Annotated in this window: 36 protein-coding genes; 1 reads left to right on the top strand and 35 read right to left on the bottom strand. The window is 69.0% G+C overall.

What is annotated here, in order from left to right:
• Positions 1-182: 182 nt before the first annotated feature.
• The 35 genes from rplQ to rpsL all read right to left on the bottom strand — a co-directional run bounded on the left by rplQ (position 183) and on the right by rpsL (position 22146).
• A complete protein-coding gene (rplQ, locus tag MHY29_RS01390; RefSeq protein ID WP_239238001.1) occupies positions 183-914 on the bottom strand; it encodes a 50S ribosomal protein L17 in 732 nt (243 codons plus the stop codon).
• 71 nt (positions 915-985) lie between these two features.
• Positions 986-1981 carry a DNA-directed RNA polymerase subunit alpha gene (locus MHY29_RS01385; protein WP_239238000.1) on the bottom strand — a complete coding sequence of 332 codons (996 nt, stop codon included), beginning with the start codon at positions 1979-1981 and terminating at the stop codon, positions 986-988.
• A 128-nt stretch (positions 1982-2109) separates the two neighbouring features.
• A complete protein-coding gene (gene rpsK / locus MHY29_RS01380; protein ID WP_135028737.1) occupies positions 2110-2511 on the bottom strand; it encodes a 30S ribosomal protein S11 in 402 nt (133 codons plus the stop codon).
• Positions 2512-2596: 85 nt separating this feature from the next.
• Positions 2597-2965: a 30S ribosomal protein S13 gene (rpsM, locus tag MHY29_RS01375; protein WP_224356597.1), complete on the bottom strand. Its 369-nt coding sequence runs from the start codon at positions 2963-2965 to the stop codon at positions 2597-2599.
• A 265-nt stretch (positions 2966-3230) separates the two neighbouring features.
• Positions 3231-3344 (bottom strand): 50S ribosomal protein L36, encoded by a 114-nt coding sequence (rpmJ, locus tag MHY29_RS01370; RefSeq protein ID WP_010145295.1) that lies wholly within the window; start codon positions 3342-3344, stop codon positions 3231-3233.
• Between the two features lie 37 nt (positions 3345-3381).
• Complete coding sequence (gene infA / locus MHY29_RS01365) at positions 3382-3603, bottom strand: translation initiation factor IF-1 (protein WP_224356596.1); 222 nt, start codon at positions 3601-3603, stop codon at positions 3382-3384.
• Between the two features lie 204 nt (positions 3604-3807).
• On the bottom strand, positions 3808-4650 hold the full coding sequence (gene map / locus MHY29_RS01360; RefSeq protein ID WP_224356595.1) for a type I methionyl aminopeptidase: 843 nt from the start codon (positions 4648-4650) through the stop codon (positions 3808-3810).
• Positions 4651-4655: 5 nt separating this feature from the next.
• On the bottom strand, positions 4656-5273 hold the full coding sequence (locus MHY29_RS01355; protein ID WP_239237999.1) for an adenylate kinase: 618 nt from the start codon (positions 5271-5273) through the stop codon (positions 4656-4658).
• A 32-nt stretch (positions 5274-5305) separates the two neighbouring features.
• The gene (gene secY / locus MHY29_RS01350; protein ID WP_224356593.1) at positions 5306-6613 is read right to left on the bottom strand and encodes a preprotein translocase subunit SecY; all 1308 of its coding nucleotides are present in this window, start codon (positions 6611-6613) and stop codon (positions 5306-5308) included.
• A gap of 164 nt (positions 6614-6777) precedes the next feature.
• Positions 6778-7230: a 50S ribosomal protein L15 gene (gene rplO / locus MHY29_RS01345; RefSeq protein ID WP_239237998.1), complete on the bottom strand. Its 453-nt coding sequence runs from the start codon at positions 7228-7230 to the stop codon at positions 6778-6780.
• A complete protein-coding gene (gene rpmD, locus MHY29_RS01340; protein ID WP_224356591.1) occupies positions 7223-7447 on the bottom strand; it encodes a 50S ribosomal protein L30 in 225 nt (74 codons plus the stop codon). Before rpmD ends, rplO begins: the two co-directional genes overlap by 8 nt.
• A 3-nt stretch (positions 7448-7450) precedes the next feature.
• Positions 7451-8200, bottom strand: a complete 750-nt coding sequence (gene rpsE / locus MHY29_RS01335; RefSeq protein ID WP_224356590.1) for a 30S ribosomal protein S5 — start codon at positions 8198-8200, stop codon at positions 7451-7453.
• On the bottom strand, positions 8197-8571 hold the full coding sequence (gene rplR / locus MHY29_RS01330; RefSeq protein WP_224356589.1) for a 50S ribosomal protein L18: 375 nt from the start codon (positions 8569-8571) through the stop codon (positions 8197-8199). Before rplR ends, rpsE begins: the two co-directional genes overlap by 4 nt.
• Positions 8571-9104, bottom strand: a complete 534-nt coding sequence (gene rplF, locus MHY29_RS01325) for a 50S ribosomal protein L6 (RefSeq protein WP_224356588.1) — start codon at positions 9102-9104, stop codon at positions 8571-8573. The genes rplR and rplF overlap by 1 nt, the downstream gene beginning before the upstream one ends.
• A gap of 30 nt (positions 9105-9134) precedes the next feature.
• Positions 9135-9533, bottom strand: a complete 399-nt coding sequence (gene rpsH, locus MHY29_RS01320; RefSeq protein ID WP_224356587.1) for a 30S ribosomal protein S8 — start codon at positions 9531-9533, stop codon at positions 9135-9137.
• Positions 9534-9605: 72 nt separating this feature from the next.
• The gene (rplE, locus tag MHY29_RS01315; RefSeq protein ID WP_224356586.1) at positions 9606-10181 is read right to left on the bottom strand and encodes a 50S ribosomal protein L5; all 576 of its coding nucleotides are present in this window, start codon (positions 10179-10181) and stop codon (positions 9606-9608) included.
• Positions 10181-10522, bottom strand: a complete 342-nt coding sequence (gene rplX / locus MHY29_RS01310; protein WP_224356585.1) for a 50S ribosomal protein L24 — start codon at positions 10520-10522, stop codon at positions 10181-10183. The genes rplE and rplX overlap by 1 nt, the downstream gene beginning before the upstream one ends.
• A gap of 4 nt (positions 10523-10526) precedes the next feature.
• Positions 10527-10895: a 50S ribosomal protein L14 gene (gene rplN / locus MHY29_RS01305; RefSeq protein WP_224356584.1), complete on the bottom strand. Its 369-nt coding sequence runs from the start codon at positions 10893-10895 to the stop codon at positions 10527-10529.
• A 341-nt stretch (positions 10896-11236) separates the two neighbouring features.
• Positions 11237-11518: a 30S ribosomal protein S17 gene (gene rpsQ, locus MHY29_RS01300; RefSeq protein WP_370643419.1), complete on the bottom strand. Its 282-nt coding sequence runs from the start codon at positions 11516-11518 to the stop codon at positions 11237-11239.
• Positions 11515-11781 carry a 50S ribosomal protein L29 gene (gene rpmC / locus MHY29_RS01295; RefSeq protein WP_239237997.1) on the bottom strand — a complete coding sequence of 89 codons (267 nt, stop codon included), beginning with the start codon at positions 11779-11781 and terminating at the stop codon, positions 11515-11517. The genes rpsQ and rpmC overlap by 4 nt, the downstream gene beginning before the upstream one ends.
• A 4-nt stretch (positions 11782-11785) precedes the next feature.
• Entirely contained in the window at positions 11786-12202 is a 417-nt protein-coding gene (rplP, locus tag MHY29_RS01290; protein ID WP_239237996.1) for a 50S ribosomal protein L16, read from the bottom strand.
• Positions 12202-13026, bottom strand: a complete 825-nt coding sequence (gene rpsC / locus MHY29_RS01285) for a 30S ribosomal protein S3 (protein ID WP_224356581.1) — start codon at positions 13024-13026, stop codon at positions 12202-12204. Before rpsC ends, rplP begins: the two co-directional genes overlap by 1 nt.
• Before the next feature lie 2 nt (positions 13027-13028).
• Positions 13029-13394, bottom strand: coding sequence for a 50S ribosomal protein L22 (gene rplV / locus MHY29_RS01280; protein ID WP_224356580.1), 366 nt, complete (start codon positions 13392-13394; stop codon positions 13029-13031).
• 51 nt (positions 13395-13445) lie between these two features.
• Positions 13446-13727 carry a 30S ribosomal protein S19 gene (rpsS, locus tag MHY29_RS01275; RefSeq protein WP_010080387.1) on the bottom strand — a complete coding sequence of 94 codons (282 nt, stop codon included), beginning with the start codon at positions 13725-13727 and terminating at the stop codon, positions 13446-13448.
• 15 nt (positions 13728-13742) lie between these two features.
• Positions 13743-14582, bottom strand: a complete 840-nt coding sequence (rplB, locus tag MHY29_RS01270) for a 50S ribosomal protein L2 (protein WP_224356579.1) — start codon at positions 14580-14582, stop codon at positions 13743-13745.
• 36 nt (positions 14583-14618) lie between these two features.
• Positions 14619-14930, bottom strand: coding sequence for a 50S ribosomal protein L23 (rplW, locus tag MHY29_RS01265; protein ID WP_224356578.1), 312 nt, complete (start codon positions 14928-14930; stop codon positions 14619-14621).
• Positions 14927-15562, bottom strand: coding sequence for a 50S ribosomal protein L4 (gene rplD / locus MHY29_RS01260; protein ID WP_224356577.1), 636 nt, complete (start codon positions 15560-15562; stop codon positions 14927-14929). The genes rplW and rplD overlap by 4 nt, the downstream gene beginning before the upstream one ends.
• Positions 15563-15566: 4 nt before the next feature.
• A complete protein-coding gene (gene rplC / locus MHY29_RS01255) occupies positions 15567-16217 on the bottom strand; it encodes a 50S ribosomal protein L3 (protein ID WP_239237995.1) in 651 nt (216 codons plus the stop codon).
• Positions 16218-16237: 20 nt separating this feature from the next.
• Positions 16238-16546 carry a 30S ribosomal protein S10 gene (gene rpsJ / locus MHY29_RS01250; RefSeq protein WP_002857463.1) on the bottom strand — a complete coding sequence of 103 codons (309 nt, stop codon included), beginning with the start codon at positions 16544-16546 and terminating at the stop codon, positions 16238-16240.
• A gap of 337 nt (positions 16547-16883) precedes the next feature.
• On the bottom strand, positions 16884-17351 hold the full coding sequence (locus tag MHY29_RS01245) for a DUF3817 domain-containing protein (RefSeq protein WP_239237994.1): 468 nt from the start codon (positions 17349-17351) through the stop codon (positions 16884-16886).
• Complete coding sequence (locus MHY29_RS01240; protein ID WP_224356574.1) at positions 17348-17485, bottom strand: hypothetical protein; 138 nt, start codon at positions 17483-17485, stop codon at positions 17348-17350. The genes MHY29_RS01245 and MHY29_RS01240 overlap by 4 nt, the downstream gene beginning before the upstream one ends.
• A 110-nt stretch (positions 17486-17595) precedes the next feature.
• Positions 17596-18786: an elongation factor Tu gene (gene tuf, locus MHY29_RS01235; protein WP_224356573.1), complete on the bottom strand. Its 1191-nt coding sequence runs from the start codon at positions 18784-18786 to the stop codon at positions 17596-17598.
• A gap of 278 nt (positions 18787-19064) precedes the next feature.
• Positions 19065-21179 carry an elongation factor G gene (fusA, locus tag MHY29_RS01230; protein WP_239237993.1) on the bottom strand — a complete coding sequence of 705 codons (2115 nt, stop codon included), beginning with the start codon at positions 21177-21179 and terminating at the stop codon, positions 19065-19067.
• Between the two features lie 122 nt (positions 21180-21301).
• Positions 21302-21772: a 30S ribosomal protein S7 gene (rpsG, locus tag MHY29_RS01225; protein WP_224356571.1), complete on the bottom strand. Its 471-nt coding sequence runs from the start codon at positions 21770-21772 to the stop codon at positions 21302-21304.
• The gene (rpsL, locus tag MHY29_RS01220; protein ID WP_224356570.1) at positions 21772-22146 is read right to left on the bottom strand and encodes a 30S ribosomal protein S12; all 375 of its coding nucleotides are present in this window, start codon (positions 22144-22146) and stop codon (positions 21772-21774) included. Before rpsL ends, rpsG begins: the two co-directional genes overlap by 1 nt.
• Before the next feature lie 253 nt (positions 22147-22399).
• Here rpsL and MHY29_RS01215 point away from each other — a divergent pair, with 253 nt between their 5' ends.
• Positions 22400-23617, top strand: coding sequence for a peptidoglycan bridge formation glycyltransferase FemA/FemB family protein (locus MHY29_RS01215; RefSeq protein WP_239237992.1), 1218 nt, complete (start codon positions 22400-22402; stop codon positions 23615-23617).
• The last annotated feature ends 90 nt before the right edge of the window (positions 23618-23707 follow it).

Here is a 23707-nt window from a genome sequence, read left to right as displayed (position 1 = left end):
GGGTTCCACGGGGGCGGCGGGGAGGGCGTCGTCGGGCATGCCGACCATGCTAGGCGCTGGGCCGGCCGTCGAACGGGGCCCGGACGCATGCGAGCGGGCCGCCACCCCGTGGGGTGACGGCCCGCTCGTGCGGTGCCGACGACCGTCGGCGGGTCCCGGCGCCCGGAGGCGCCGGAGCCTGCTCAGGCCATCTTCTGGGCGGCCTCGCCGCCGGCGGGCTCGAAGCCCGCCGCCTTGGCCTCCTCGACGGTGGAGAACCAGACCTCGGCGGTGGTCTGGTCGTACCAGCGCGAGCCGGGCACGTGGTACTTCTTCGAGCTGGCGTTGCCCTTGATGGTCGCGCCCTCGGGGGCCGAGCCGTCCTCGGTGGTGGCGACGGCGCCGTCGATCTCCACGGCGGTCTCCTCCGACTCGGCGACGGTGACCTCCTCGGTGGCGGCCGGGTCGACGACCTCGACCGGGGTCTCCTCGACGGGCGCGGCGGCCGGAGCGGAGGCGGCGGCCTGCTCGGCCTCCCGGACGACGGCCTGCTTGCCGGAGACGGGCTCCATGACGAGCTCGATCACAGCCATCGGCGCGTTGTCGCCCTGACGGTTGCCGATCTTGGTGATGCGGGTGTACCCGCCGTTGCGCTCGGCCATGGCGGGGGCGATCACGGTGAACAGCTCGTGCACGATCGACTTGTTCGTGCGGGACTTCGCCGCGATGATGCCCTGCACCTTGCGACGCGCGGGCAGGTCGCCCTTCTTCGCGATGGTGATCAGGCGCTCGGCGTGGGGACGCAGGCGCTTGGCGCGGGTGAGCGTGGTCGTAATCGACTTGTGCTCGAACAGCTGGGCCGACATGTTGGCCAGCATGATGCGCTCGTGGGCCGGGCTGCCGCCCAGGCGCGGACCCTTGGTGGGGGTAGGCATGGTGTAACTCCTCGGGTGGGACCCTCCGCCGGCTGCGGCGGCGGGTCGAAGATGTCAGTGGTGCGTACGGCTCAGAAGTCCGAGAACGGGTCGTCGTCCTGGCTCGCGTGCGCCTGCGGGTCGAAGCCGGCCGGCGAGTCCTTGAGGGACAGGCCGAGCTCGTACAGCTTCTCCTTGACCTCGTCGATGGACTTCGCGCCGAAGTTGCGGATGTCCATCAGGTCGGCCTCGGAGCGCGCGACGAGCTCGCCCACGGTGTGGATGCCCTCGCGCTTGAGGCAGTTGTACGAGCGCACGGTGAGCTCGAGGTCCTCGATCGGCTGCGCCAGGTCGGCGGACCCGTCCGCCTCGGCGGGGGCCTCGCCCAGGTCGATGCCCTCGGCCTCGACGTTCAGGCCCTTGGCCAGGCCGAAGAGCTCCACCAGGGTGGAGCCTGCGGAGGCCACGGCGTCGCGCGGGAGCATCGACTCCTGGGTCTCCACGTCCAGGATCAGGCGGTCGAAGTCGGTCCGCTGCTCGACGCGGGTCGCCTCGACCTTGAACGTCACCTTCAGCACCGGCGAGTAGATGGAGTCGACCGGGATGCGGCCGATCTCCTGGTCCGCGGACTTGTTCTGCGCGGCGGTGACGTAGCCGCGACCGCGCTCGACGGTCAGCTCCATGTCGAACTTGCCCTTCGCGTTCAGCGTCGCGATGTGCAGGTCCGGGTTGTGGATCTCGACGCCGGCCGGCGCCGTGATGTCCGCGGCGGTGACGACGCCGGAGCCCTGCTTGCGCAGGTAGGCGACGACGGGCTCGTCGTTCTCCGAGGAGACGGAGAGCTTCTTGATGTTGAGGATGATCTCGGTGACATCCTCCTTCACGCCGTTGACGGTGCTGAACTCGTGCAGCACACCGTCCACGCGGATGCTGGTCACGGCAGCACCGGGGATGGAGGACAGCAGAGTGCGGCGCAGGGAGTTGCCGAGGGTGTAGCCGAAGCCGGGCTCGAGGGGCTCGATGACGAACCGGGAGCGATGGTCGGACACGACCTCTTCGGTCAGCGTGGGGCGCTGTGCAATGAGCACGGACATTTCCTTTCGGCGAGCGTCCGCCATATGACGCACGCGGGGGGTGGAAACGAGGACGGGATGGGGGTCGACGGACGACCTGCCCGTGCCCTCCCGGTCGGGAGGGCACGGGCACAGTGCTCAGATCAGACGCGGCGGCGCTTGGCCGGACGGGCGCCGTTGTGCGCCTGCGGGGTGACGTCCTGGATGGACCCCACCTCGAGGCCGGCGGCCTGCAGCGAGCGGATCGCGGTCTCGCGGCCCGAGCCCGGGCCCTTCACGAAGACGTCGACCTTCTTCATGCCGTGCTCCTGGGCGCGCTTGGCGGCCTGCTCGGCGGCCATCTGGGCGGCGTAGGGGGTCGACTTGCGCGAGCCCTTGAAGCCCACCTCGCCGGACGAGGCCCAGGAGATGACGGCACCGGTGGTGTCCGTGATGGACACGATGGTGTTGTTGAAGGTGCTCTTGATGTGGGCCTGACCCACGGTGATGTTCTTCTTGTCCTTGCGACGCGGCTTGCGGACCGCAGAACGGGTCTTGGGGGGCATGTGATTCTCCTCCGGGAAAGCTGGTGGTGGAAGCGACGGGTCCCGCGCGGCCTCCGGCGTGGGCCGGGCTCAGCGCGGGGACGGGTCACTTCTTCTTGCCGGCGACCGTCTTCTTCGGGCCCTTGCGGGTACGGGCGTTGGTCTTCGTGCGCTGGCCGCGCACCGGCAGGCCGCGGCGGTGGCGCAGGCCCTCGTAGGAGCCGATCTCCACCTTGCGGCGGATGTCGGCGGCGACCTCGCGGCGGAGGTCGCCCTCCACCTTGTAGCTGCCCTCGATGTGGTCGCGCAGCTGCACCAGCTGATCGTCGGTGAGGTCCTTCACGCGGATGTCCCGGTCGATGCCGGTCGCCGCCAGGGTCTCCTCAGCGCGGGTCTTCCCCACACCGTAGATGTAGGTGAGTGCGATGATCACGCGCTTCTCGCGCGGAATGTCAACGCCTGCAAGACGAGCCATGGGCCGTCCTCCTGATTCCTTCTGCAACAGGGGTCTGCACCAGGGACGCCCCGTCTGACGCGGCCCTCGGGCCTCGCGCGCCCCGACCGCGGCACCGGGGAAGTTCCGGTGGTGCTCCGCGGCGGCGACGTGCCGTCATCGGTCTCCGGCCCCTGCGACCGGAGGTCACGCGCCCGCAGGCGCGTTGTCCTTGATGTTCGGCCGTGTGGCCGGTGATGGGTGTGGTCAACGCACGGCGTCGGCCCCCGGGCTCCCGGGGACGCGATCAGCCCTGGCGCTGCTTGTGGCGCGGGTTCTCGCAGATCACCAGCACGCGGCCCTTACGGCGCACGACCTGGCACTTGTCGCAAATCCGCTTCACGCTCGGCTGAACCTTCACGGCTCTTCCTCCTGCGTTCGCTTCGGACGGATGATTCTTACTTGTAGCGGTAGACGATGCGGCCTCGGTTGAGGTCGTAGGGGCTAAGCTCCACCACCACGCGGTCCTCGGGGAGGATGCGGATGTAGTGCTGACGCATCTTTCCGGAGATCGTCGCGAGCACGACGTGCTCGTTCTGCAGGCGCACACGGAACATCGCGTTCGGCAATGCCTCGGTGACCGTGCCCTCGACCTCGATGACACCTTCCTTCTTAGCCATGTCCTCCACAATCGTCGTGCCATGCGGCGCGCGGAGGCGTATCGCATGACGGGAACGGGTCTGACCGCGCCTCACGCGCATGCGCCTAGGCACGGCCAACATTCGATGATACCCCACAGAGCCCGGCCCGGGCAACGCCGACGACGACGGGCCGGGCGGTCGACCACCCGGCCCGTCCTGGCCCCCGCAGAGGGAGGGCCGGGGTCACTCCCCCGGGGGCACCGGCACGACGCCGTGGGCCGCGAGCTCCGCGGCGCCGCCGTCGGGCGCGGTGAGCACCCACACGCCGCCGGGGTGCCGGCAGACGGTGTGCTCCCACTGGCTGGCGCGGGCGCCGTCCGTGGTCACCACGGTCCACTCGTCCTCAAGGGTGCGGGTCTCGATGCCGCCGCGCACGAGCATCGGCTCGATGGCCAGCGCCATGCCGTGCTGCACCTTCGGGCCGCGGTGGCCGGTGCGGTAGTTGAACACGTCGGGCGCCAGATGCATGGCGGAGCCGATGCCGTGGCCCACGTAGTCCTCGAGGATGCCGAGCGGCGCACCCGGCTGGGAGGTCACGAAGTCGTCGACGGCGTCGCCGATCTCTCCCACGTGGCGGGCCTGCGCGAACGCGGCGATGCCGACCCAGAGCGCCTGCCGGGTGATCTCGGAGAGTCGCTCGTCCTCCGGGTCCGCGGTGCCCGCCTCAGACGAGCCCAGGATGAGGGTTCGGGCCGAGTCCGAGTGCCACCCGTCGACGATGGCCCCGCCATCGATCTTCAGCACGTCGCCCTGCTGCAGCACCCGCTCCCCGGGGATGCCGTGGACGACCTCCTCGTTGACGGACGCGCAGACCGTGGCCGGATACCCGTAGTAGCCCAGGAAGTTGGACGTGGCCCCGTGCTGCGCCAGCACGTCCGCGAAGACGGCGTCGACCTCGGCGGTGGTCACCCCGGGGGCCGCGGCCGCGACGGCGGCGTCCAGGGCCTCGGACAGGACCACCCCCGCGCGCTGCATGGTCTGCAGCTGGGGGGTGGTCTTGAGCTCGATGGAGCGGCGGGAGAACACGCCCGTCAGGCCTGGGTGTCCGGGGTGATGATCGGCAGGGTGCCGGTCGCGGCGCGAACGGAGTACACCGACTGCAGCACGCGCTCCGTGACGTCGTCGATCTGGCCGGTGCCGTCCACGCGGGCGACGATGCCGCGGTCCGCGTAGGACTCGATCACGGACTCGGTCTCGCGGTGGTACAGGTCCAGGCGGTGCTGGATGACCTCCTCGGTGTCATCGGCGCGGCCCTCGATCTCGGCGCGCTTGAGCAGGCGCGCCACGAGCTCGGCGTCCGGCACCTCGAGCTCGACGACGGCGGACAGCGCCTGGCCCGCGTCCTTCAGCATGGCGTCGAGCGCCTCGACCTGACCCGCGGTGCGCGGGTAGCCGTCGAGGAGGAAGCCGGTCTCGGCGTCGGACTGGGAGAGCCGGTCGGCGACCATGCGGTTGGTCACCTCGTCCGGGACGAAGTCGCCGGCGTCCATGTAGCGCTTGGCCTCCTGGCCGAGCTCCGTCATGTTCTTGACGTTGTGGCGGAAGATGTCGCCCGTCGAGACGGCGACGATCCCCAGCTTGTCGGCGATGCGGGTGGCCTGGGTTCCCTTGCCCGAGCCGGGGGGGCCCATCAGCAGCATGCGGGTCATCGTGTGTTCCTCACTGTCGAACGGACGGACGCTCAGCGGAGCAGGCCCTCGTAGTGGCGCTGCTCCATCTGGGCGCTGATCTGCTTCACCGTCTGGAGGCCCACGCCCACCATGATCAGGATGGAGGTGCCGCCGAACGGGAAGTTCTGGTTCGCGCCGATCAGCACGAACGCGATCAGCGGGATCATGGCCACGATACCCAGATAGAGGGCGCCGGGGAGAGTGATGCGGCTGATGACGTACTGCAGGTAGCGCTCCGTGGGACGCCCGGCGCGGACGCCCGGGATGAAGCCGCCGTAGCGCTTCATGTTGTCGGAGATCTCCTGCGGGTTGAAGGTGATCGACACGTAGAAGTACGTGAAGCCGATGATCATCAGCAGGTACAGGGCCATGTAGAGCGGGTGGTCGCCGCCCACGAAGTACGTGCTCAGGAAGGAGACCCACGCGGGCGGGGCGGACCCGTCCTGCGGGGTGTTGAACTGCGCGAGGATGCCCGGGAGCATCAGCACCGAGGACGCGAAGATCACGGGGATCACGTTGGCCATGTTCACCTTGATCGGGATGAAGGTGCTGGTGCCGCCCACGGTGCGGGTGCCGATCTGCCGCTTGGCGTACTGCACCGGGATCCGCCGCTGGGACTCCTCCACGAACACGACGGCCAGCATGGTCAGCAGGCCCACCACCATGACGATCGCGAACGTGCGCCAGCCCTGGGTCTGGAGCACCTGGCCGATGCCGGCCGGGAAGCCCGCGGCGATCGACGCGAAGATCAGCAGGGACATGCCGTTGCCGATGCCGTTCTCCGTGATGCGCTCGCCCAGCCACATGACGATCACGCAGCCGGTGGTGAGCACGACGACGACGAGCAGGACCGTGGCGATCGACTGATCGTGCAGCAGCGGGACCCGGCACCCCAGCAGGGCGCCGGTGCGCGCGAGGGAGGCCATCGTCGTGCCCTGGAGCACGGCCAGGGCGATGGTGAGGTAGCGCGTGTACTGCGTGAGGGTGGCCTGCCCCTGCGGGCCCTCCTGGTGGAGCTGCTCGAAGCGCGGGATCACCACGCGCAACAGCTGCACGATGATCGACGCCGTGATGTAGGGCATGATCCCCAGCGCGAAGATCGACACCTGCAGCAGGGCACCGCCGGAGAACATGTTCACGAACGAGTACAGCCCGCCCTGGGCGGAGCCCGCCGCCAGGCACTGGCGGACAGCGGCGTAGTCCACGCCGGGCGCCGGGATGAACGCGCCGAGGCGGTACACGGCCACCAGCGCCAGCGTGAAGAGGATCTTCCGCCGCAGGTCCTGCGTCCGGACGATCCGGGCGATGGCCTTGAACACATGTCCTCCTGCAGGGTGTCGACGAGGCGCGGCACCCCCACGGGGGACGCCGACGCACACGGCCCCGCGCAGACGGGACCGCCATCGGAGTCTACACACACGCACCAGGGCCCCTGGTCCGGGCGTTCGCCCGGGCCAGGGGCCCTGTGGTGTCGATCAGTCGATCAGACGGTCTCGGCGGAGCCGCCGGCGGCCTTGATCTTCTCGATCGCAGAGGCGGAGAAGGCGTCGGCCTTCACCTGCACGGCGGAGGTGATCTCGCCGGTGCCCAGCACCTTCACGGGCTGGTTCTTGCGCACGAGGCCCTTGGACACCAGGGTCTCCACGGTCACCTCGCCGCCCTCCGGGAACATCTCGGAGAGCTTGTCCAGGTTCACGACCTGGTACTCCGTGCGGAACGGGTTCTTGAAGCCGCGCAGCTTCGGCAGACGCATCTGCAGCGGAAGCTGGCCGCCCTCGAAGCCGGCACGCACCTGGTAGCGCGCCTTGGTGCCCTTGGTGCCGCGACCGGCGGTCTTGCCCTTGGAGCCCTCACCGCGACCCACACGGGTCTTGGCGGTCTTGGCACCGGGGGCCGGACGCAGGTCGTGGACCTTGATGGCGTCGTTCTCAGCCATGGTTGACCTCCTCCACGGACACCAGGTGCGGCACGGTGTTGACCATGCCCACGGTCGCCGCGTCGGCCTTGCGGGTGACCTGGTGGCCGATCCGCTTGAGGCCGAGCGAGCGCAGGGTGTCGCGCTGGTTCTGCTTGGTCCCCGTCACGCCGCGGGTCTGGGTGATGACCAGGGTGGCGTCCGAGGGCTGGATGTTCTTACGGGTGGTCTGCAGCACGGCTCACACACCTGCCTTCTGAGCGCCCTTGGAGGCGCGATCGTTCTCCATCGTACGAAGCATCGCATGAGGGGCGACCTCGTCCAGGGCCTTGCCACGGCGGGCGGCAACGGCCTGGGGCTCCTCCAGACGCTTCAGGGCGTCCACGGTGCCGCGCACGATGTTGATCGCGTTGGCGGACCCCATGGACTTGGACAGCACGTCGTGGATGCCGGCGCACTCGAGGACGGCGCGCACCGGACCGCCGGCGATCACGCCGGTACCCGGGGAGGCCGGACGCAGGAGCACGACGCCGGCGGCGTCCTCACCCTGCACGAGGTGCGGGATGGTGGAGCCGACGCGCGGCACGCGGAAGAAGGACTTCTTGGCCTCCTCCACGGCCTTCTGGATCGCGGCGGGCACCTCCTTGGCCTTGCCGTAGCCGACGCCGACGGTGCCGTCGCCGTCACCCACCACCACGAGGGCGGTGAAGGAGAAGCGGCGGCCGCCCTTGACGACCTTGGAGACGCGGTTGATCGCGACGACGCGCTCGAGGAACGCGTCCTTCTCGTCCTCCTGGGCGCCACGACGGTTGCGGTCGTCGCGGCGGCCGCCACGACGATCCCCGTCACGGCCGCCACGGCCGCCGTCGCGACCGCCACGGCCGCCGGAGCGCTCGGTGGACTGGCCGGCCGAGCCCGCGGAGGTCTCGGACACGGTGGTCTCGGTGGTCTCGCTCACCTGGGTGTCCTTCTGATCGTTGGTCTCGGTCACAGCTGCAGCCCTCCCTCGCGGGCGCCGTCGGCCACGGCCGCGACGCGACCGTGGTACTTGTTGCCGCCGCGGTCGAACACGACGGCCTCGATGCCGGCGGCCTTCGCGCGCTCGGCGACGAGCTCGCCCACGCGCTTGGCCTTGGCGGTCTTGTCACCGTCGAACGCGCGCACGTCGGCCTCCATGGTGGAGGCGTACGCCAGCGTGCGGCTCTGGGTGTCGTCCACGACCTGCACGAACATGTGGCGTGCAGAGCGGTTGACGACCAGACGGGGACGGACGGCGGTGCCGGAGATCCGCTTGCGCACCCGGAGGTGGCGGCGGGTGCGGGCGTTGAACTTGCCCTTGCCCTTCACCTTGAGCGTGGACATCACTTACCTGCCTTTCCGGCCTTGCGGCGGATCTGCTCGCCCGCGTAGCGCACGCCCTTGCCCTTGTACGGGTCGGGCTTGCGCAGCTTGCGGATGTTGGCGGCGGTCTCGCCGACCTTCTGCTTGTCGATACCGGCCACGGTGACCTTGTTGCCCTCGACGGTGAAGGAGATGCCCTCGGGGCACTTCACCGGCACGGGATGGGAGTAGCCCAGGGCGAACTCGAGGTCCTGGCCCTTGGCCTGCACGCGGTAGCCGGTGCCGACGACCTCGAGGGCCTTGGTGAAGCCCTCGGTCACGCCCAGCACCATGTTGTTGATCAGGGTGCGGGACAGGCCGTGCAGGGAGCGGGACTCACGCTCGTCGTCGGGGCGGGCCACGATGACCTGGCCCTCCTCGAGGGTGGCCGTGATGGGGGACGGGAGCGTGTGCTCCAGCTGGCCCTTGGGGCCCTTCACGGAGATGCGGGCGCCGTCGATGGTCACATCGACGCCGCTGGGAACGGTGATCGGGAGACGTCCGATTCGCGACATGTCAGTTCAGCCTTTCTTCTGTCTCGTCCGTCACCAGACGTAGGCGAGGACTTCTCCGCCCACGCCCTTCTGGGACGCCTGACGGTCCGTGAGCAGACCGGAGGAGGTGGACAGGATGGCGATGCCGAGGCCGCCCAGCACGTGGGGCAGGTTCGTGGACTTCGCGTACACGCGCAGGCCCGGCTTGGAGATGCGGCGCAGGCCGGCGATCGCGCGCTCACGCTGCGGGCCGAACTTGAGGTCGATGGTCAGCTTCTTGCCGACCTCGGCCTCCTCTTCACGCCAGTCCTGGATGTAGCCCTCGGCCTTCAGGATCTCGGCCACGCGGACCTTGAGCTTCGAGGAGGGCATGGACACGGTGTCGTGGTAGGCCGAGTTTGCGTTGCGCAGACGGGTGAGCATGTCTGCGACGGGATCGGTCATGGTCATGTGGGCTTCCGCCCTTTCTCGCCGTGGTTTCCCGCACCGGTTCACCGGTGGGGGACCTGTGGCGTGGAGGTCTTACTTGTCGGTCTTGAACGGGAAGCCCAGCGCCTTCAGCAGCGCGCGGCCCTCGTCGTCGTTCTTGGCGGTCGTCACCACGGTGATGTCCATGCCGCGCACGCGATCGATCTTGTCCTGATCGATCTCGTGGAACACGGTCTGCTCGGACAGGCCGAAGGTGTAGTTGCCGTTGCCGTCGAACTGGCGGTCGGACAGGCCGCGGAAGTCACGGATGCGCGGCAGCGCGAGCGTGACGAGGCGGTCCAGGAACTCCCACATGCGGTCGCCACGGAGGGTGGCGTGGGTGCCGATCGGCATGCCCTCGCGCAGCTTGAACTGCGCGATGGACTTGCGGGCCTTGGTGACCATCGGCTTCTGGCCGGTGATCGCGGTGAGGTCCGCGATGGCGCCGTCGATGATCTTCGAGTCCTTCGCGGCCTCGCCGACGCCCATGTTGACGACGACCTTCACCAGGCCGGGCACCTGCATGACGTTCGCGTACTCGAACTGCTCCTGCAGCGAGGCGCGGATCTCCTCGCGGTACTTGGTCTTCAGACGGGGCGTGACCTTCTCGGTCTGCTGCACCTCGGTCATCACAGCTCCTTCCCCGAGGCCTTGGCGAAGCGCACCTTGACGGTGACCTGCTCGCCGTTCTTCTCGACGGTCTCGAAGCGGTAGCCCACGCGGGTCGGCTTCTTGGTCTCGGGGTCCACCACGGCCACGTTCGAGATGTGGATCGGGGCCTCGACGACCTGCAGGCCGCCCTCGGTGGAGCCGTTGTTGTTCTGGCCGGCGCGCAGGTGCTTGGTCACGCGGTTCACGCCCTCGACGAGCACGCGCTCGTCAGCCGGGAACACGCGCAGGACCTTGCCCTGCTTGCCCTTGTCCTTGCCAGAGAGGACCTGGACGAGGTCGTCCTTCTTGATCTTGGCCATGAGGTCAGATCACCTCCGGGGCGAGCGACACGATCTTCATGAACTTCTTGTCGCGCAGCTCGCGGCCCACCGGGCCGAAGATGCGCGTGCCACGGGGCTCGCCGTCGTTCTTGAGGATGACGGCCGCGTTCTCGTCGAAGCGGATGTACGAGCCGTCGGGGCGACGGGACTGCTTGCGGGTGCGGACCACCACGGCCTTGACGACGTCGCCCTTCTTGACGTTGCCGCCGGGGATGGCGTCCTTCACGGTGGCGACGATGGTGTCGCCGATGCCTGCGTAACGGCGTCCGGAACCACCGAGAACACGGATGGTCAGGATCTCCTTCGCACCGGTGTTGTCGGCGACCTTGAGCCGCGACTCCTGCTGGATCACTTGTATCTCCTTGCGTCGCGCCGGTTCTCCCCCGAGTCGGGCGAGCCTTGCGGAACGGTTGAAACGGTCATCCCGGGGACGCTTACCCCTCCCCCTGGGCGTGCTCCTCCACCGCGCAGTCCTCCGCCGCATGTTCAGACAGCGGCGGGGTCTCCGGGCGGATCGGCGCGCAGGGCAGGGCCGAGGCGGATCCGGGACGGTCGTGCGCTTCCCTCGGCACACAGGATGGATGGTCCTGCCAACAAAGGGCGCACGAACAGCCAATGGTAGCGCAGAAGGCCGCCCCGTGCCAGTGCACGGAGCGGCCCCCACATCACGCCCGGGTCAGTCCCGGGCGGGGATCACTTGGCGCGCTCGACGATCTCGACGAGGCGGAAGTGCTTGTCGGCGGACAGCGGGCGCGTCTCGACGATGAGCACGCGGTCGCCGACGCCGGCGGTGTTGTCCTCGTCGTGCGCCTTGACGCGCTTCGAGGTCTTCAGCACCTTGCCGTACAGGGCGTGCTTCTTGCGGTCCTCGACCTCAACGACGATGGTCTTGTCCATCTTGTCGGAGACGACGACGCCGCGCAGCGACTTGCGGTAGTTGCGCTCCTCGACGGGAGCGGCGGTCTGCTCGGTCACTTGGCAGCCTCCTCGTTCTTCTCGGCGCCGGCCGTCTCGACATCACCACGGATGCCGAGCTCACGCTCGCGCAGGATCGTGTAGATGCGCGCGATGTCGCGCTTGACGGCCTTCAGGCGGCTGGAGTCCTCCAGCTGGCCGGTGGCGGCCTGGAAGCGCAGGTTGAACAGCTCCTCCTTGGAGGACTTCAGGGCCTCCAGCAGACGGGCGTTGTCCATCCCGTCCAGGGACTCGACGTTCAGATCCTTGGTACCGATGGCCATGGGATCACTCACCACCCTCTCGACGGATGATTCGGGCCTTGAGCGGCAGCTTGTGGATGGCCAGGCGGAGCGCCTCGCGGGCGACCTCCTCCGAGACACCCGAGAGCTCGAAGAGCACGCGGCCGGGCTTGACGTTGGAGACCCACCACTCGGGCGAGCCCTTGCCGGAGCCCATGCGGGTCTCGGCGGGCTTCTTGGTCAGCGGGCGGTCCGGGTAGATGTTGATCCAGACCTTGCCGCCACGCTTGATGTAGCGGGTCATGGCGATACGCGCGGCCTCGATCTGACGGTTGGTCACATAGGCCGGGCTCAGCGCCTGGATGCCCCACTCGCCGAAGGTGACGGTGGTGCCGCCCTTGGCCATGCCGGAGCGCTTGGGGTGGTGCTGCTTACGGTGCTTGACGCGACGAGGGATCAGCATCAGGCGTTGCCTCCTTCAGCGGGAGCGGCGGCCGACTGCTCGGCGCCGGCGCCGGCGTTCTCCTGGCGGGGAGCGCGCTCGGCACGGTCATTGCGACGACGGCGCTCGCCGCCGCCGGGGCCACGACGCTCGCCGCCGCGGCCGCGGCCGGAGGGCTGCGCGGCCTCCTTGGCCGCGAGCTCCTTGGCGGTGAGGTCGCCCTTGTAGATCCACACCTTCACGCCGATGCGGCCGTAGGTGGTCTTCGCCTCGAACTTGCCGAAGTCGATGTTCGCGCGGAGGGTGTGCAGCGGCACGCGGCCCTCGCGGTAGAACTCCGAACGGCTCATCTCGGCGCCGCCCAGGCGGCCGGAGCACTGGATGCGGATGCCCTGGGCGCCCGCACGCATGGCCGACTGGATGGCCTTCTTCATGGCGCGGCGGAAGGCCACGCGGGAGGCGAGCTGCTCGGCGACGCCCTGGGCCACCAGCTGCGCATCGGTCTCGGGGTTCTTGACCTCGAGGATGTTCAGCTGGATCTGCTTGCCGGTGAGCTTCTCGAGCTCGCCGCGGATGCGGTCGGCCTCGGCGCCGCGGCGGCCGATCACGATGCCCGGGCGGGCGGTGTGGATGTCGACGCGCACGCGGTCACGGGTGCGCTCGATCTCCACCTTGGAGATGCCGGCGCGCTCCATGCCGTCGGTCATGAGCTCGCGGATCTTCACGTCCTCCTTGAGGAAGTCCGCGTAGCGCTGGCCCTCCTTGTGGGAGTCGGCGAACCAGTGCGAGACGTGATCCGTGGTGATGCCGAGGCGGAACCCGTTGGGGTTGATCTTCTGACCCATTGTCAGTTGCCACCCTTCTCGTCCTGGGAAGCGACGACCACGGTCACGTGGCTCGTGCGCTTGTTGATGCGGTAGGCGCGGCCCTGTGCACGGGGCTGGAACCGCTTCATGGTCGGGCCCTCGTCCACGAAGGCCTCGGTGATGTACAGGGCGTCCTCGTTGAAGGCGACGCCCTCACGGTCGGCCTTGACGCGGGCGTTCGCCACCGCGGAGGCCACCAGCTTGTACACCGGCTCCGAAGCGCCCTGCTGGGCGAACTTCAGGATGGCCAGTGCTTCGGTGGCCTGCTTGCCACGGACCAGGTCGACGACGCGCCGGGCCTTCATCGGCGTCACGCGCAGGTGGCGCGCAATTGCCTTGGCTTCCATTGCTTCTCTCTTTCGATTCTCTCGAAGGTCAAGCGTGCTGTGCCGTCAGGCTCAGCGGCGCTTGCCCTTCTTGTCGTCCTTCACGTGGCCGCGGAACGTCCGGGTGGGGGCGAACTCGCCGAGCTTATGGCCCACCATGGACTCGGTGACGAACACCGGGACGTGCTTGCGCCCGTCGTGCACGGCGATGGTGTGACCCAGCATGTCCGGGATGATCATCGACCGGCGGGACCAGGTCTTGATGACGTTCTTGCTGCCCTTCTCGTTCTCGGCCAGAACCTTGAGGTACAGGTGCTGGTCGACGAAGGGGCCCTTCTTCAGGCTGCGAGGCATGTCTTCTCAGCTCCCTTATCGCTTGTTCTTGCCGGTGCGGCGGCGACGCACGATGAGCTTGTCGCTTTCCTTGTTCGGGCGGCGCGTGCGGCCCTCAGGCTTGCCGTTGGGGTTGACCGGGTGGCGACCACCGGAGGTCTTGCCCTCACCACCGCCGTGGGGGTGGTCCACGGGGTTCATGACGACACCGCGGACGGTCGGGCGGACGCCCTTCCAGCGCATGCGGCCGGCCTTGCCCCAGTTGATGTTGGACTGCTCGGCGTTGCCGACCTCGCCCACGGTGGCGCGGCAGCGCACGTCGACGTTGCGGATCTCGCCGGAGGGAAGGCGCAGCTGCGCGTACTTGCCCTCACGGGCGACCAGCTGGATGGAGGCACCGGCGGAGCGGGCCATCTTGGCGCCGCCGCCGGGACGCAGCTCCACGGCGTGGATCGTGGTGCCCACGGGGATGTTGCGCAGCGGCAGGTTGTTGCCGGGCTTGATGTCGGCGTTCGGGCCGGCCTCGACCACGTCGCCCTGCTGCAGCTTGGCCGGGGCCAGGATGTAGCGCTTGGCGCCGTCCGCGTAGTGCAGGAGCGCGATGCGGGCGGTGCGGTTGGGGTCGTACTCGATGTGCGCGACGGTGGCGGGCACGCCGTCCTTGTCGTGACGACGGAAGTCGATCAGACGGTACTGGCGCTTGTGACCGCCGCCCTTGTGGCGGGTGGTGATGCGGCCGGTGTTGTTGCGGCCGCCGGTCTTGTGCAGCGGACGGAGAAGGGACTTCTCCGGCGTGGACCGGGTGATCTCTGCGAAGTCGGCCACGGACGAGCCGCGGAGGCCCGGGGTGGTCGGCTTGTACTTACGGATAGCCATGGGTGTCTTCCTCGATTAAGTGGTCTCCGCGTCGCCTCAGGAGGCGAGCGGACCTCCGAAGATGTCGATGGTGGCGCCGTCCTTGAGCGACACGATCGCGCGCTTGGTGGACTTGCGCTGACCCCAGCCGAAGCGGGTGCGGCGACGCTTGCCCGGACGGTTCAGGGTGTTGACCGAGGCCACGGACACATCGAAGATGCGCTCGATCGCCTGCTTGATCTCGGTCTTGTTGGAGCGCGGGTCGACGAGGAAGGTGTACTTGCCCTCGTCGATCAGGCCGTAGCTCTTCTCCGACACGACGGGAGCGATGATCACGTCGCGGGGATCCTTGTTGATGGAGCCGCTCACTGGGCATCCTCCTTCTTGGCGCCGGAGGCCTGGGCCACGTACGCCTCGTAGGCGACCTTGGTGAACACGACGTCGTCGGAGACGAGGACGTCGTAGGTGTTCAGCTGGTCGGCGTACAGGGTGTGGACCGCCGGAAGGTTGCGGGCGGACAGCGCGGTGAGATCGTCGGCGCGGTCGATGACCAGCAGGACGTTCTTGCGGCCCGTGTTCAGGGACTCGAGACCGGCCTTGGCCGCCTTCGTGGACGGCGTGGTGCCGGACACGAGGGCCTCGATGACGTGGACGCGGCCGTTGCGGGCGCGGTCCGACAGGGCGCCGCGGAGGGCGGCGGCCTTCATCTTCTTGGGGGTGCGCTGCGAGTAGTCGCGCGGCGTCGGTCCGTGGACGATGCCACCGCCGGTCATGTGCGGGGCGCGGATCGAGCCCTGACGGGCGCGGCCGGTGCCCTTCTGCTTGAACGGCTTGCGGCCGGCGCCGGAGACCTCGCCGCGGCGCTTCACCTTGTGGGTGCCCTGGCGGGCGGCGGCGAGCTGGGCGACGACGACCTGGTGCATGAGCGGGACGTTGGCCTGCACGTCGAAGATCTCGGCGGGCAGCTCGACCTGGACGGTCTTCACGGTGTTCTCAGCCATGGTCTCAGGCTCCCTTCACGGCGCTGCGGACGAGCACGACCTGGCCCTTGGAGCCGGGCACCGCGCCCTTGATCAGCAGGAGGTTGTTCTCCACGTCGATGCCGTGGAGGGTCAGGTTCATGGTGGTCTGACGCACCGCGCCCATGCGACCGGGCATGCGCTGGCCCTTGAACACGCGCGCCGGGGTGGACGCGCCGCCCACGGAGCCGGGCTTACGGTGGTTCTTGTGGGCGCCGTGGGACGCGGAGACGCCGGCGAAGCCGTGGCGCTTCATGGCGCCGGCGAAGCCCTTGCCCTTGGTGGTGCCCACGACGTCGACCTTCTGGCCGGCCTCGAAGACCTCCACGGTGACGTCCTGGCCGAGGGTGTACTCGGCGGCGTCGGCGGTGCGCAGCTCGACGAGGTGACGGCGGGGGGTCACGCCGGCCTTCTCGAAGTGACCGGCGAGCGGCTTGGTCACGCGGCGGGGGTCCATCTGGCCGTAGGCGATCTGCACGGCGGTGTAGCCGTCGGTCTCCTCGGAGCGCAGCTGGGTGACGACGTTGGCGTCTGCCTGGACCACGGTCACGGGGATGAGCTTGTTGTCCTCATCCCAGACCTGGGTCATGCCGAGCTTCGTGCCCATCAGGCCCTTGACGTTCTGGGTGTTGGTCATAGTCTCTCAGCACCTCCCTCTCAGAGCTTGATCTCGATGTTGACGTCCGCGGGCAGGTCCAGTCGCATGAGCGAGTCGACGGCCTTGGGAGTCGGGTCGATGATGTCGATGAGCCGCTTGTGGGTGCGCATCTCGAAGTGCTCGCGGCTGTCCTTGTACTTGTGGGGAGAACGGATAACGCAGTACACGTTCTTCTCCGTCGGCAGCGGCACGGGGCCCACCACCGTCGCGCCTGCGCGCGTGACCGTGTCAACGATCTTGCGGGCCGAGACGTCGATGACCTCGTGGTCGTACGACTTCAGCCGGATGCGGATCTTCTGTCCCGCCATGGCGTCACGCCTCTCTTGTCGGGTGTGCTGTTCCTGTCCCTGTTCGGACGCCCCGGAGGGCGGCCCTCTTGTTCCTTCCCGCGCGGGGCGAATCCGGTTCCACCGGGTTCCTCGCCTCCGCCGGCCTCCGGTCCACGCGGTCGGGCGTGTCGCCCTTCTGCCGGGCGCGCGCCGCGGGTGTGGACGGAGGGGAGGAGTCACATCTGGGCCACGCGGCCGCCTCGAGACATGTGGACGGCTGCGCATAGGCGCTTGAGCAACTTGACAAGTATGTCAGACATGCCCGCCGCGCGCCAGTCGGGGGCGAGTGCCCTCCCTCACCCCGGCGCGCGGGGGATCAGCGGGAGAACCACTCCGTGGGCGGACCCGCGCTCAGCAGCAGCGAGAACACGACCACGACCGCCACGAGGACCGCCAGGGCAGACACCCGGGGTCGCCGGAGGACCGTCCGCAGCAGACGGTCCGTCGCCGAGGTCCGGCCGGTCTCCTCGAGGACGCGCCACCGGGACGCCGGTTCGCCGCGGCGCAGGAGCGCCCGTTCCATGGGCACCGTCATGTAGGGCACCACCGCCGAGCCCAGGGCGAGGAGGCCACGCCCGGCGCCCCAACGGCCGTCGATCCACACGGCGACGACGACGGCGGCGTAGCAGAGGAAGACGAAGCCGTGGACGCCGCCGGCGACCGGCATGAGCGCGGCGGTCACTCCCCCGTACTTCAGGGCCATCGCAAGCAGCAGCAGAGTCCAGGTGGCCATCTCCGTGACGGCGGTGGCGCGATACAGCGACCGGGGTCCGGGCACCCTCATCGCTCCAGCCGTCCGCCGCGCTCGGCCCGCCGGATGCGACGGGCGCGCTCGATCTCGGGGGCGAAGGCGCGCCGCGCCCAGAGTCCCCCGGCGACGACGGCGGCGATGACGACCAGCGCAATGAGCCATTCCATGCCCACCAGCCTACCGGGCCCCCGGGGGCGACGAAGGACCCCCGCCTCCCTCACGGGAGACGGGGGTCCTCAGGTGCGACGCTCAGCGCGCCACGGCCGGAGCCGTCAGATCACTTGTTGATCTTGGTGACGCGGCCGGAGCCCACGGTGCGGCCACCCTCGCGGATGGCGAAGCCGAGGCCCTCCTCCATGGCGATCGGCTGGATGAGCTCGACCGACATCTCGGTGGTGTCGCCGGGCATGACCATCTCGGTGCCCTCGGGCAGCGTGATGACGCCGGTGACGTCGGTGGTGCGGAAGTAGAACTGCGGACGGTAGTTCGAGTAGAACGGGTTGTGACGGCCGCCCTCGTCCTTGGACAGGATGTACACGTTCGCCTCGAAGTCGGTGTGCGGGGTGATGGAGCCCGGCTGCACGACGACCTGGCCGCGCTCGACGTCGTCACGCTTCAGGCCGCGGAGCAGCAGGCCGCAGTTCTCGCCGGCCCAGGCCTCGTCGAGCTGCTTGTGGAACATCTCGATGCCCGTCACGGTGGTCTTCTGCACGGGGCGGATGCCCACGATCTCGACCTCGGAGTTGATGGCGAGGGTGCCGCGCTCGGCGCGACCGGTCACCACGGTGCCACGGCCGGTGATGGTGAAGACGTCCTCGATCGGCATGAGGAACGGCTTGTCCTTGTCGCGGACCGGATCCGGGATGTACTCGTCCACGGCGTCCATGAGGTCCTCGACGGACTTGACCCACTGGGCGTCGCCCTCGAGGGCCTTCAGGCCGGAGGTGCGGATGACCGGAGCCTCGTCGCCGTCGAACTCCTGGGAGGACAGCAGCTCGCGGACCTCCATCTCGACGAGCTCGAGGAGCTCCTCGTCCTCGACCATGTCGGACTTGTTCAGGGCCACCAGCAGCGCCGGCACGCCGACCTGGCGGGCCAGGAGCACGTGCTCGCGGGTCTGGGCCATCGGGCCGTCGGTGGCGGCGACCACGAGGATCGCGCCGTCCATCTGCGCGGCGCCGGTGATCATGTTCTTGATGTAGTCGGCGTGACCGGGGGCGTCCACGTGGGCGTAGTGACGCTTGTCGGTCTGGTACTCCACGTGGGAGATGTTGATGGTGATGCCGCGCTGACGCTCCTCCGGAGCGGAGTCGATGGACGCGAAGTCACGCTTCTCGTTCAGGTCCGGGTACTTGTCGTACAGGACCTTCGAGATCGCAGCGGTGAGAGTGGTCTTGCCGTGGTCAACGTGGCCGATGGTGCCGATGTTGACGTGCGGCTTGGTCCGCTCGAACTTTGCCTTTGCCACAGGTTCCTCCTAAAGAACTGTTTCCTCGTCAAGAAGACTGCTCAGCCACGGGTGACGAGCTGACAACTCGGCGAGTCTACTTGGCGGATGCGGGGTTGGTGAAATCCGGCGATTTCGAGGACCAGTCCGGCTCCAGGCCGTCGAGACCGCGGAAGCGGACCGGACCTGACCGTCCTGCACCCGCCCCGGCGCGCCGGGCGCCGGGTCGGGGGTCCTCCGGGGGCGGTGGGCACCGCCCCCGGAGGACAGGTCGTGCTCTCAGAGCGGGTGACGCGAGGTCACTCCCCCTGAGACTTCTGGATGATCTCGTCGGCCACGTTCTTCGGGACCTCGGAGTAGGAGTGGAAGGTCATCGAGTAGACCGCGCGGCCCTGGGTGCGGGAGCGCAGGTCGCCGATGTAGCCGAACATCTCGGACAGCGGCACGAGGGCGTTGACCACCTTGACGCCGGTGGCGTCCTCCATGGACTGGATCTGGCCGCGGCGGGAGTTCAGGTCGCCGACCACGTCGCCCATGAACTCCTCGGGGGTGCGGACCTCGACGGCCATGAGCGGCTCGAGCAGGACCGGGTTGGCCTTGCGCACACCCTCCTTGAACGCCTGCGAGCCGGCGATCTTGAACGCCATCTCGGAGGAGTCGACGTCGTGGTAGGCGCCGTCGAGCAGGGTGGCCTTCACGCCGACCATCGGGTATCCGGCCAGCACGCCGAACTGCATGGCGTCCTGGATGCCCGCGTCCACGGAGGGGATGTACTCGCGGGGCACGCGGCCACCGGTCACGGCGTTCTCGAACTCGTAGACCTCGCCCTCGGCGGTGTCCAGCGGCTCGAAGGAGAGCTGCACCTTGGCGAACTGGCCGGAGCCGCCGGTCTGCTTCTTGTGCGTGTAGTCGACCTTGTCGACCTTGCGCTTGATGGTCTCGCGGTAGGCGACCTGGGGCTTGCCCACGTTCGCCTCGACCTTGAACTCGCGGCGCATGCGGTCCACGAACACGTCCAGGTGGAGCTCGCCCATGCCGCCGATCTCGGTCTGGCCGGTCTCGTCGTTGAGGTTGACGCGGAACGTCGGGTCCTCGGCGACGAGCTTCTGGATGGCGGTGGAGAGCTTCTCCTGGTCACCCTTGGTCTTCGGCTCGATGGCCACGGAGATCACAGGCTCCGGGAAGGTCATCGACTCGAGGATGATCGGGTTCTGCGGGTCGCAGAGGGTGTCACCGGTGGTGGTGTCCTTCAGGCCGATCACGGCGTAGATGTGGCCGGCGACGACCTCATCCACCGGGTTCTCCTTGTTGGCGTGCATCTGGAAGAGCTTGCCGATGCGCTCCTTCTTGCCCTTGGTGGCGTTGAGGATCTGCGCACCGCCCTCCAGGCGGCCGGAGTACACGCGGATGAAGGTCAGCGTGCCGAAGAAGGGGTGCGAGGCGATCTTGAACGCCAGCGCGGAGAACGGGGCCTCCTTGGAGGGCTCGCGCTCCAGGACCTGCTCCTCGTCGCCCACGGCGTGGCCCTTCACGGCACCGGCGTCCAGCGGGTTCGGGAGGTAGGCCACGACGGCGTCGAGCATCGGCTGCACGCCGCGGTTCTTGAACGCGGAGCCGCAGAAGACCGGGTAGGCCTCGGCGTTCACGGTGAGGTGACGCACGCCGGCGACGATCTCCTCCTCGGAGATCTCCTCGCCCTCGAGGTACTTCTCCATGAGCTCCTCGGAGGTGTCCGCGACGGCCTCCAGCAGCTGGGTGCGGTACTCCTCGGCCTTCTCCTGGAGGTCGGCCGGGATCTCCTGCGTCTCGTACTCCGCGCCCATGGTCACGTCGCCCTTGGCGTCGCCCGGCCACACGAAGGCCTTCATGGTGAGCAGGTCGACGACGCCGATGAAGTCGCTCTCGGAGCCGATGGGCAGCTGCATCACGAGCGGCTTGGCGCCGAGGCGCTTCACGATGGTGTCCACGGTGAAGTAGAAGTCCGCGCCGAGCTTGTCCATCTTGTTGACGAAGCAGATGCGGGGGACGTTGTACTTGTCCGCCTGGCGCCACACGGTCTCGGACTGGGGCTCCACGCCCTCCTTGCCGTCGAAGACCGCGACGGCACCGTCGAGCACGCGCAGGGAGCGCTCGACCTCGACCGTGAAGTCCACGTGGCCGGGGGTGTCGATGATGTTGATCTGGTTGTTCTTCCAGAAGCAGGTCACCGCGGCGGAGGTGATGGTGATGCCGCGCTCCTTCTCCTGCTCCATCCAGTCGGTGGTGGACGCGCCGTCGTGCGTCTCGCCCAGCTTGTGGTTGACACCCGTGTAGAACAGGATGCGCTCGGTGGTGGTGGTCTTGCCGGCATCGATGTGGGCCATGATGCCGATGTTGCGGACCTTGTTCAGGTCGGTCAGCACGTCCTGTGCCACGGTGTCTCCCTTGCTCGGGTGGTGTGGGGGTCTCGTGAGGTGGATGCGGGTCGACGGCGCGGGCCCTCAGGCCCGCGCCGTCGTCGGACCGGTGCGCCGATCGGCACACCGGGTCGGACGGATCACCAGCGGTAGTGGGCGAACGCCTTGTTGGCCTCGGCCATCTTGTGGGTGTCCTCGCGACGCTTGACGGCGCCGCCCAGACCGTTCGAGGCGTCCAGGATCTCGTTCATCAGACGCTCGGTCATGGTCTTCTCGCGACGGGCCTTGGAGAAGCCCACGAGCCAGCGGAGCGCGAGGGCGGTGGAGCGGCCCGGCTTGACCTCGACCGGCACCTGGTAGGTGGCGCCGCCGACGCGGCGGGAGCGGACCTCGAGGGCCGGCTTGATGTTGTCCATGGCCTTCTTGAGCGTGGCCACGGGATCGGCGCCGTTCTTGGCGCGGACACCCTCGAGGGCGCCGTAGACGATGCGCTCGGCGGTGGACTTCTTGCCGTCGATCAGCACCTTGTTGATCAGCTGGGTGACCAGGGGCGAGCCGTAGACCGGGTCGACGACGAGGGGGCGCTTCGGGGCGGGACCCTTACGAGGCATTACTTCTTCTCCTTCTTGGCGCCGTAGCGGGAGCGGGCCTGGCCGCGGTTCTTCACGCCCTGCGTGTCGAGCGCGCCGCGGACGATCTTGTAGCGCACGCCCGGCAGGTCCTTCACGCGGCCGCCGCGCACGAGCACGATCGAGTGCTCCTGCAGGTTGTGGCCCTCGCCCGGGATGTACGCGGTAACCTCGACGCCGCCGTTGAGGCGGACGCGGGCGACCTTGCGCAGCGCGGAGTTCGGCTTCTTGGGGGTCGTGGTGTACACGCGGGTGCACACGCCACGACGCATGGGGTTGCCCTGCAGTGCAGGGGCCTTGGTCTTGACGACCTTCGGTGAGCGGCCCTTGCGGACCAGCTGCTGAATCGTAGGCACTCTCCAGCCTTCCTGTTCTGTGATCGCTGACGTGACGGACCGGCCTCGGGGGGCGGTCCTGCTCGTTCCTCGGCTCTGCCGCTTCCGGGAGCTCGAGTCGAGCGAACGTCCGCAGGCGTGCAAAAGTGTGGCATCTGTCGCGCAACAACCCCGCGACCGGACCGAGTCCACTCTGCCACTTGGAAAAACAATCTCGCCCAGCATAGCACGCACCCTCGGGCGCTCCAACAGGGCCGACCGTATAGTGGGCGCCGTGACTGAACAGACTCCCGACGCCCCGCACCCCTCCCCCGCGCAGCCGTCCGCGACGGGGGGCCCCGCGCCCGCAGCCCCGCCCGTCGGGCCGCTGACCGTCCGACCCATCACCGAGGCGGAGCACGTCGAGGTCCTGCGGCGCCACCCGGGCGCCTCCTTCCTCCAGAACCCCCGCTGGGCCCGCGTGAAGACGGACTGGAGCGGCCAGTCGCTCGGGTTCGAGGCCGACGGCCGCCTCGTGGGCGCCGCCCTCGTCCTGGGCCGCCGCCTCCCCGTCCCCGGCCGCACCCCGCTCCTGGGCCGCTCGTTCCTCGCCTACGTGGCGGAGGGCCCCGTGCTCGACGCCGGCGTGGACGTGGTCGAAGCCCTCGCCGCTCTCGTCGCGGAACTGCACGCGCAGGGCGCGTTCCTCGTGCGGGTGGCCCCGCCCGGCGTCGTCCGGCGCTGGGACGCGGACACCGTGCGCAAGGCGCTGCCGGACCCGGCGCACCGCATGCTCACCGACCTCGAGCCCGCCGAGGAGCACGCCGACGCGCTGGAGCTCGAGCGCCGCCTGCGCGAGGCCGGCTGGCGCGCCCCCGAGGTGCTGCCCGGCTTCTCCGCCGGCCAGCCGATGTTCCAGGCTCGGATCCCCCTGGAGGGTCTCGACGAGGAGGGGGTGCTCGCCCGCATGTCCGGATCCAGCCGCAAGCGCACGCGCCGGTCGCTCCGCAACGACCTGGACGTCGTCGTGGGCGGCCCCGAGCGCCTGGACGAGTGGGAGGCCCTGCAGGACGAGACCGCCGAGCGCGACGGCTTCACCGGCCGCCGCAAGGAGTACTTCGCCCGCCTCATGGACGAGCTGGGCGGCTCCGAGCTGGCCGACGTGACCTACTACCTGGCCGAGTACCAGGGCGATCCCGTCGCCGCCGCGTTCCACTTCCGCCAGGGCCACGTCTGCTGGCGCCCGTACTCCGCCTCCTCCCAGAAGGAGCGCAAGCGCGACGCCCCGCGCCTGCTCGAGTTCGAGCAGATCCGCCAGGGCATCGCGGACGGCTGCCACTGGCTGGACCTGGGCGGCGTGCCCGGCTCCGTGGACTCCGAGGACCGCATCACCGGCCTCACCGAGTTCAAGACGACGCAGGGCGCGGACATCGTGCAGACGCACGGGGAGTGGGACTTCCCGCTCCACAAGACGCTCGCCCACGCGTTCGGCCTGTACATGTCCCGCCGCTGAGTCCGGGCACCCCGGTCCCCCGGCACAGACGAGGAGGCCCCCGACGGATCGGAATCCGTCGGGGGCCTCCTCGTGCACGGGCCGCACCGA

This window comes from Micrococcus sp. ACRRV (genome assembly GCF_022346985.1).
Classification (GTDB): Bacteria; Actinomycetota; Actinomycetes; order Actinomycetales; family Micrococcaceae; genus Micrococcus; species Micrococcus porci.
This window is presented reverse-complemented; position numbering and strand designations above follow the sequence as displayed.

Excerpts from the sequence above, each read along its gene's own strand:
- rplC (WP_239237995.1), bottom strand. The coding sequence starts at position 16,217 with ATGACCAACACCCAGAACGTCAAGGGCCTGATGGGCACGAAGCTCGGC.
- rplQ (WP_239238001.1), bottom strand. The coding sequence starts at position 914 with ATGCCTACCCCCACCAAGGGTCCGCGCCTGGGCGGCAGCCCGGCCCAC.
- rplO (WP_239237998.1), bottom strand. The coding sequence starts at position 7,230 with ATGGCTGAGAACGACGCCATCAAGGTCCACGACCTGCGTCCGGCCCCC.
- rpsH (WP_224356587.1), bottom strand. The coding sequence starts at position 9,533 with ATGACCATGACCGATCCCGTCGCAGACATGCTCACCCGTCTGCGCAAC.
- MHY29_RS01245 (WP_239237994.1), bottom strand. The coding sequence starts at position 17,351 with ATGAGGGTGCCCGGACCCCGGTCGCTGTATCGCGCCACCGCCGTCACG.
- infA (WP_224356596.1), bottom strand. The coding sequence starts at position 3,603 with ATGGCTAAGAAGGAAGGTGTCATCGAGGTCGAGGGCACGGTCACCGAG.
- rplX (WP_224356585.1), bottom strand. The coding sequence starts at position 10,522 with ATGGCCAAGATCAAGAAGGACGACCTCGTCCAGGTCCTCTCTGGCAAG.
- rplP (WP_239237996.1), bottom strand. The coding sequence starts at position 12,202 with ATGCTGATCCCTCGTCGCGTCAAGCACCGTAAGCAGCACCACCCCAAG.
- MHY29_RS01355 (WP_239237999.1), bottom strand. The coding sequence starts at position 5,273 with ATGACCCGCATGCTGCTGATGGGCCCCCCCGGCTCGGGCAAGGGAACC.
- rplE (WP_224356586.1), bottom strand. The coding sequence starts at position 10,181 with ATGACCGAGGTGCAGCAGACCGAGAAGGTCACGCCCCGTCTGAAGACC.
- rpsK (WP_135028737.1), bottom strand. The coding sequence starts at position 2,511 with ATGCCCCCCAAGACCCGTTCTGCGGTCCGCAAGCCGCGTCGCAAGGAC.
- MHY29_RS01240 (WP_224356574.1), bottom strand. The coding sequence starts at position 17,485 with ATGGAATGGCTCATTGCGCTGGTCGTCATCGCCGCCGTCGTCGCCGGG.
- rplV (WP_224356580.1), bottom strand. The coding sequence starts at position 13,394 with ATGGAAGCCAAGGCAATTGCGCGCCACCTGCGCGTGACGCCGATGAAG.
- rplD (WP_224356577.1), bottom strand. The coding sequence starts at position 15,562 with ATGGCTGAGAACACCGTGAAGACCGTCCAGGTCGAGCTGCCCGCCGAG.
- rplR (WP_224356589.1), bottom strand. The coding sequence starts at position 8,571 with ATGTCCACGCTCAAGGTGAAGGGCAAGGGCAAGTTCAACGCCCGCACC.
- rpsG (WP_224356571.1), bottom strand. The coding sequence starts at position 21,772 with ATGCCTCGTAAGGGTCCCGCCCCGAAGCGCCCCCTCGTCGTCGACCCG.
- rpsS (WP_010080387.1), bottom strand. The coding sequence starts at position 13,727 with ATGCCTCGCAGCCTGAAGAAGGGCCCCTTCGTCGACCAGCACCTGTAC.
- rpsM (WP_224356597.1), bottom strand. The coding sequence starts at position 2,965 with ATGGCTCGTCTTGCAGGCGTTGACATTCCGCGCGAGAAGCGCGTGATC.
- rpsC (WP_224356581.1), bottom strand. The coding sequence starts at position 13,026 with ATGGGTCAGAAGATCAACCCCAACGGGTTCCGCCTCGGCATCACCACG.
- rplB (WP_224356579.1), bottom strand. The coding sequence starts at position 14,582 with ATGGCTATCCGTAAGTACAAGCCGACCACCCCGGGCCTCCGCGGCTCG.
- rplF (WP_224356588.1), bottom strand. The coding sequence starts at position 9,104 with ATGTCGCGAATCGGACGTCTCCCGATCACCGTTCCCAGCGGCGTCGAT.
- rpsJ (WP_002857463.1), bottom strand. The coding sequence starts at position 16,546 with ATGGCGGGACAGAAGATCCGCATCCGGCTGAAGTCGTACGACCACGAG.
- rpmC (WP_239237997.1), bottom strand. The coding sequence starts at position 11,781 with ATGGCCATCGGTACCAAGGATCTGAACGTCGAGTCCCTGGACGGGATG.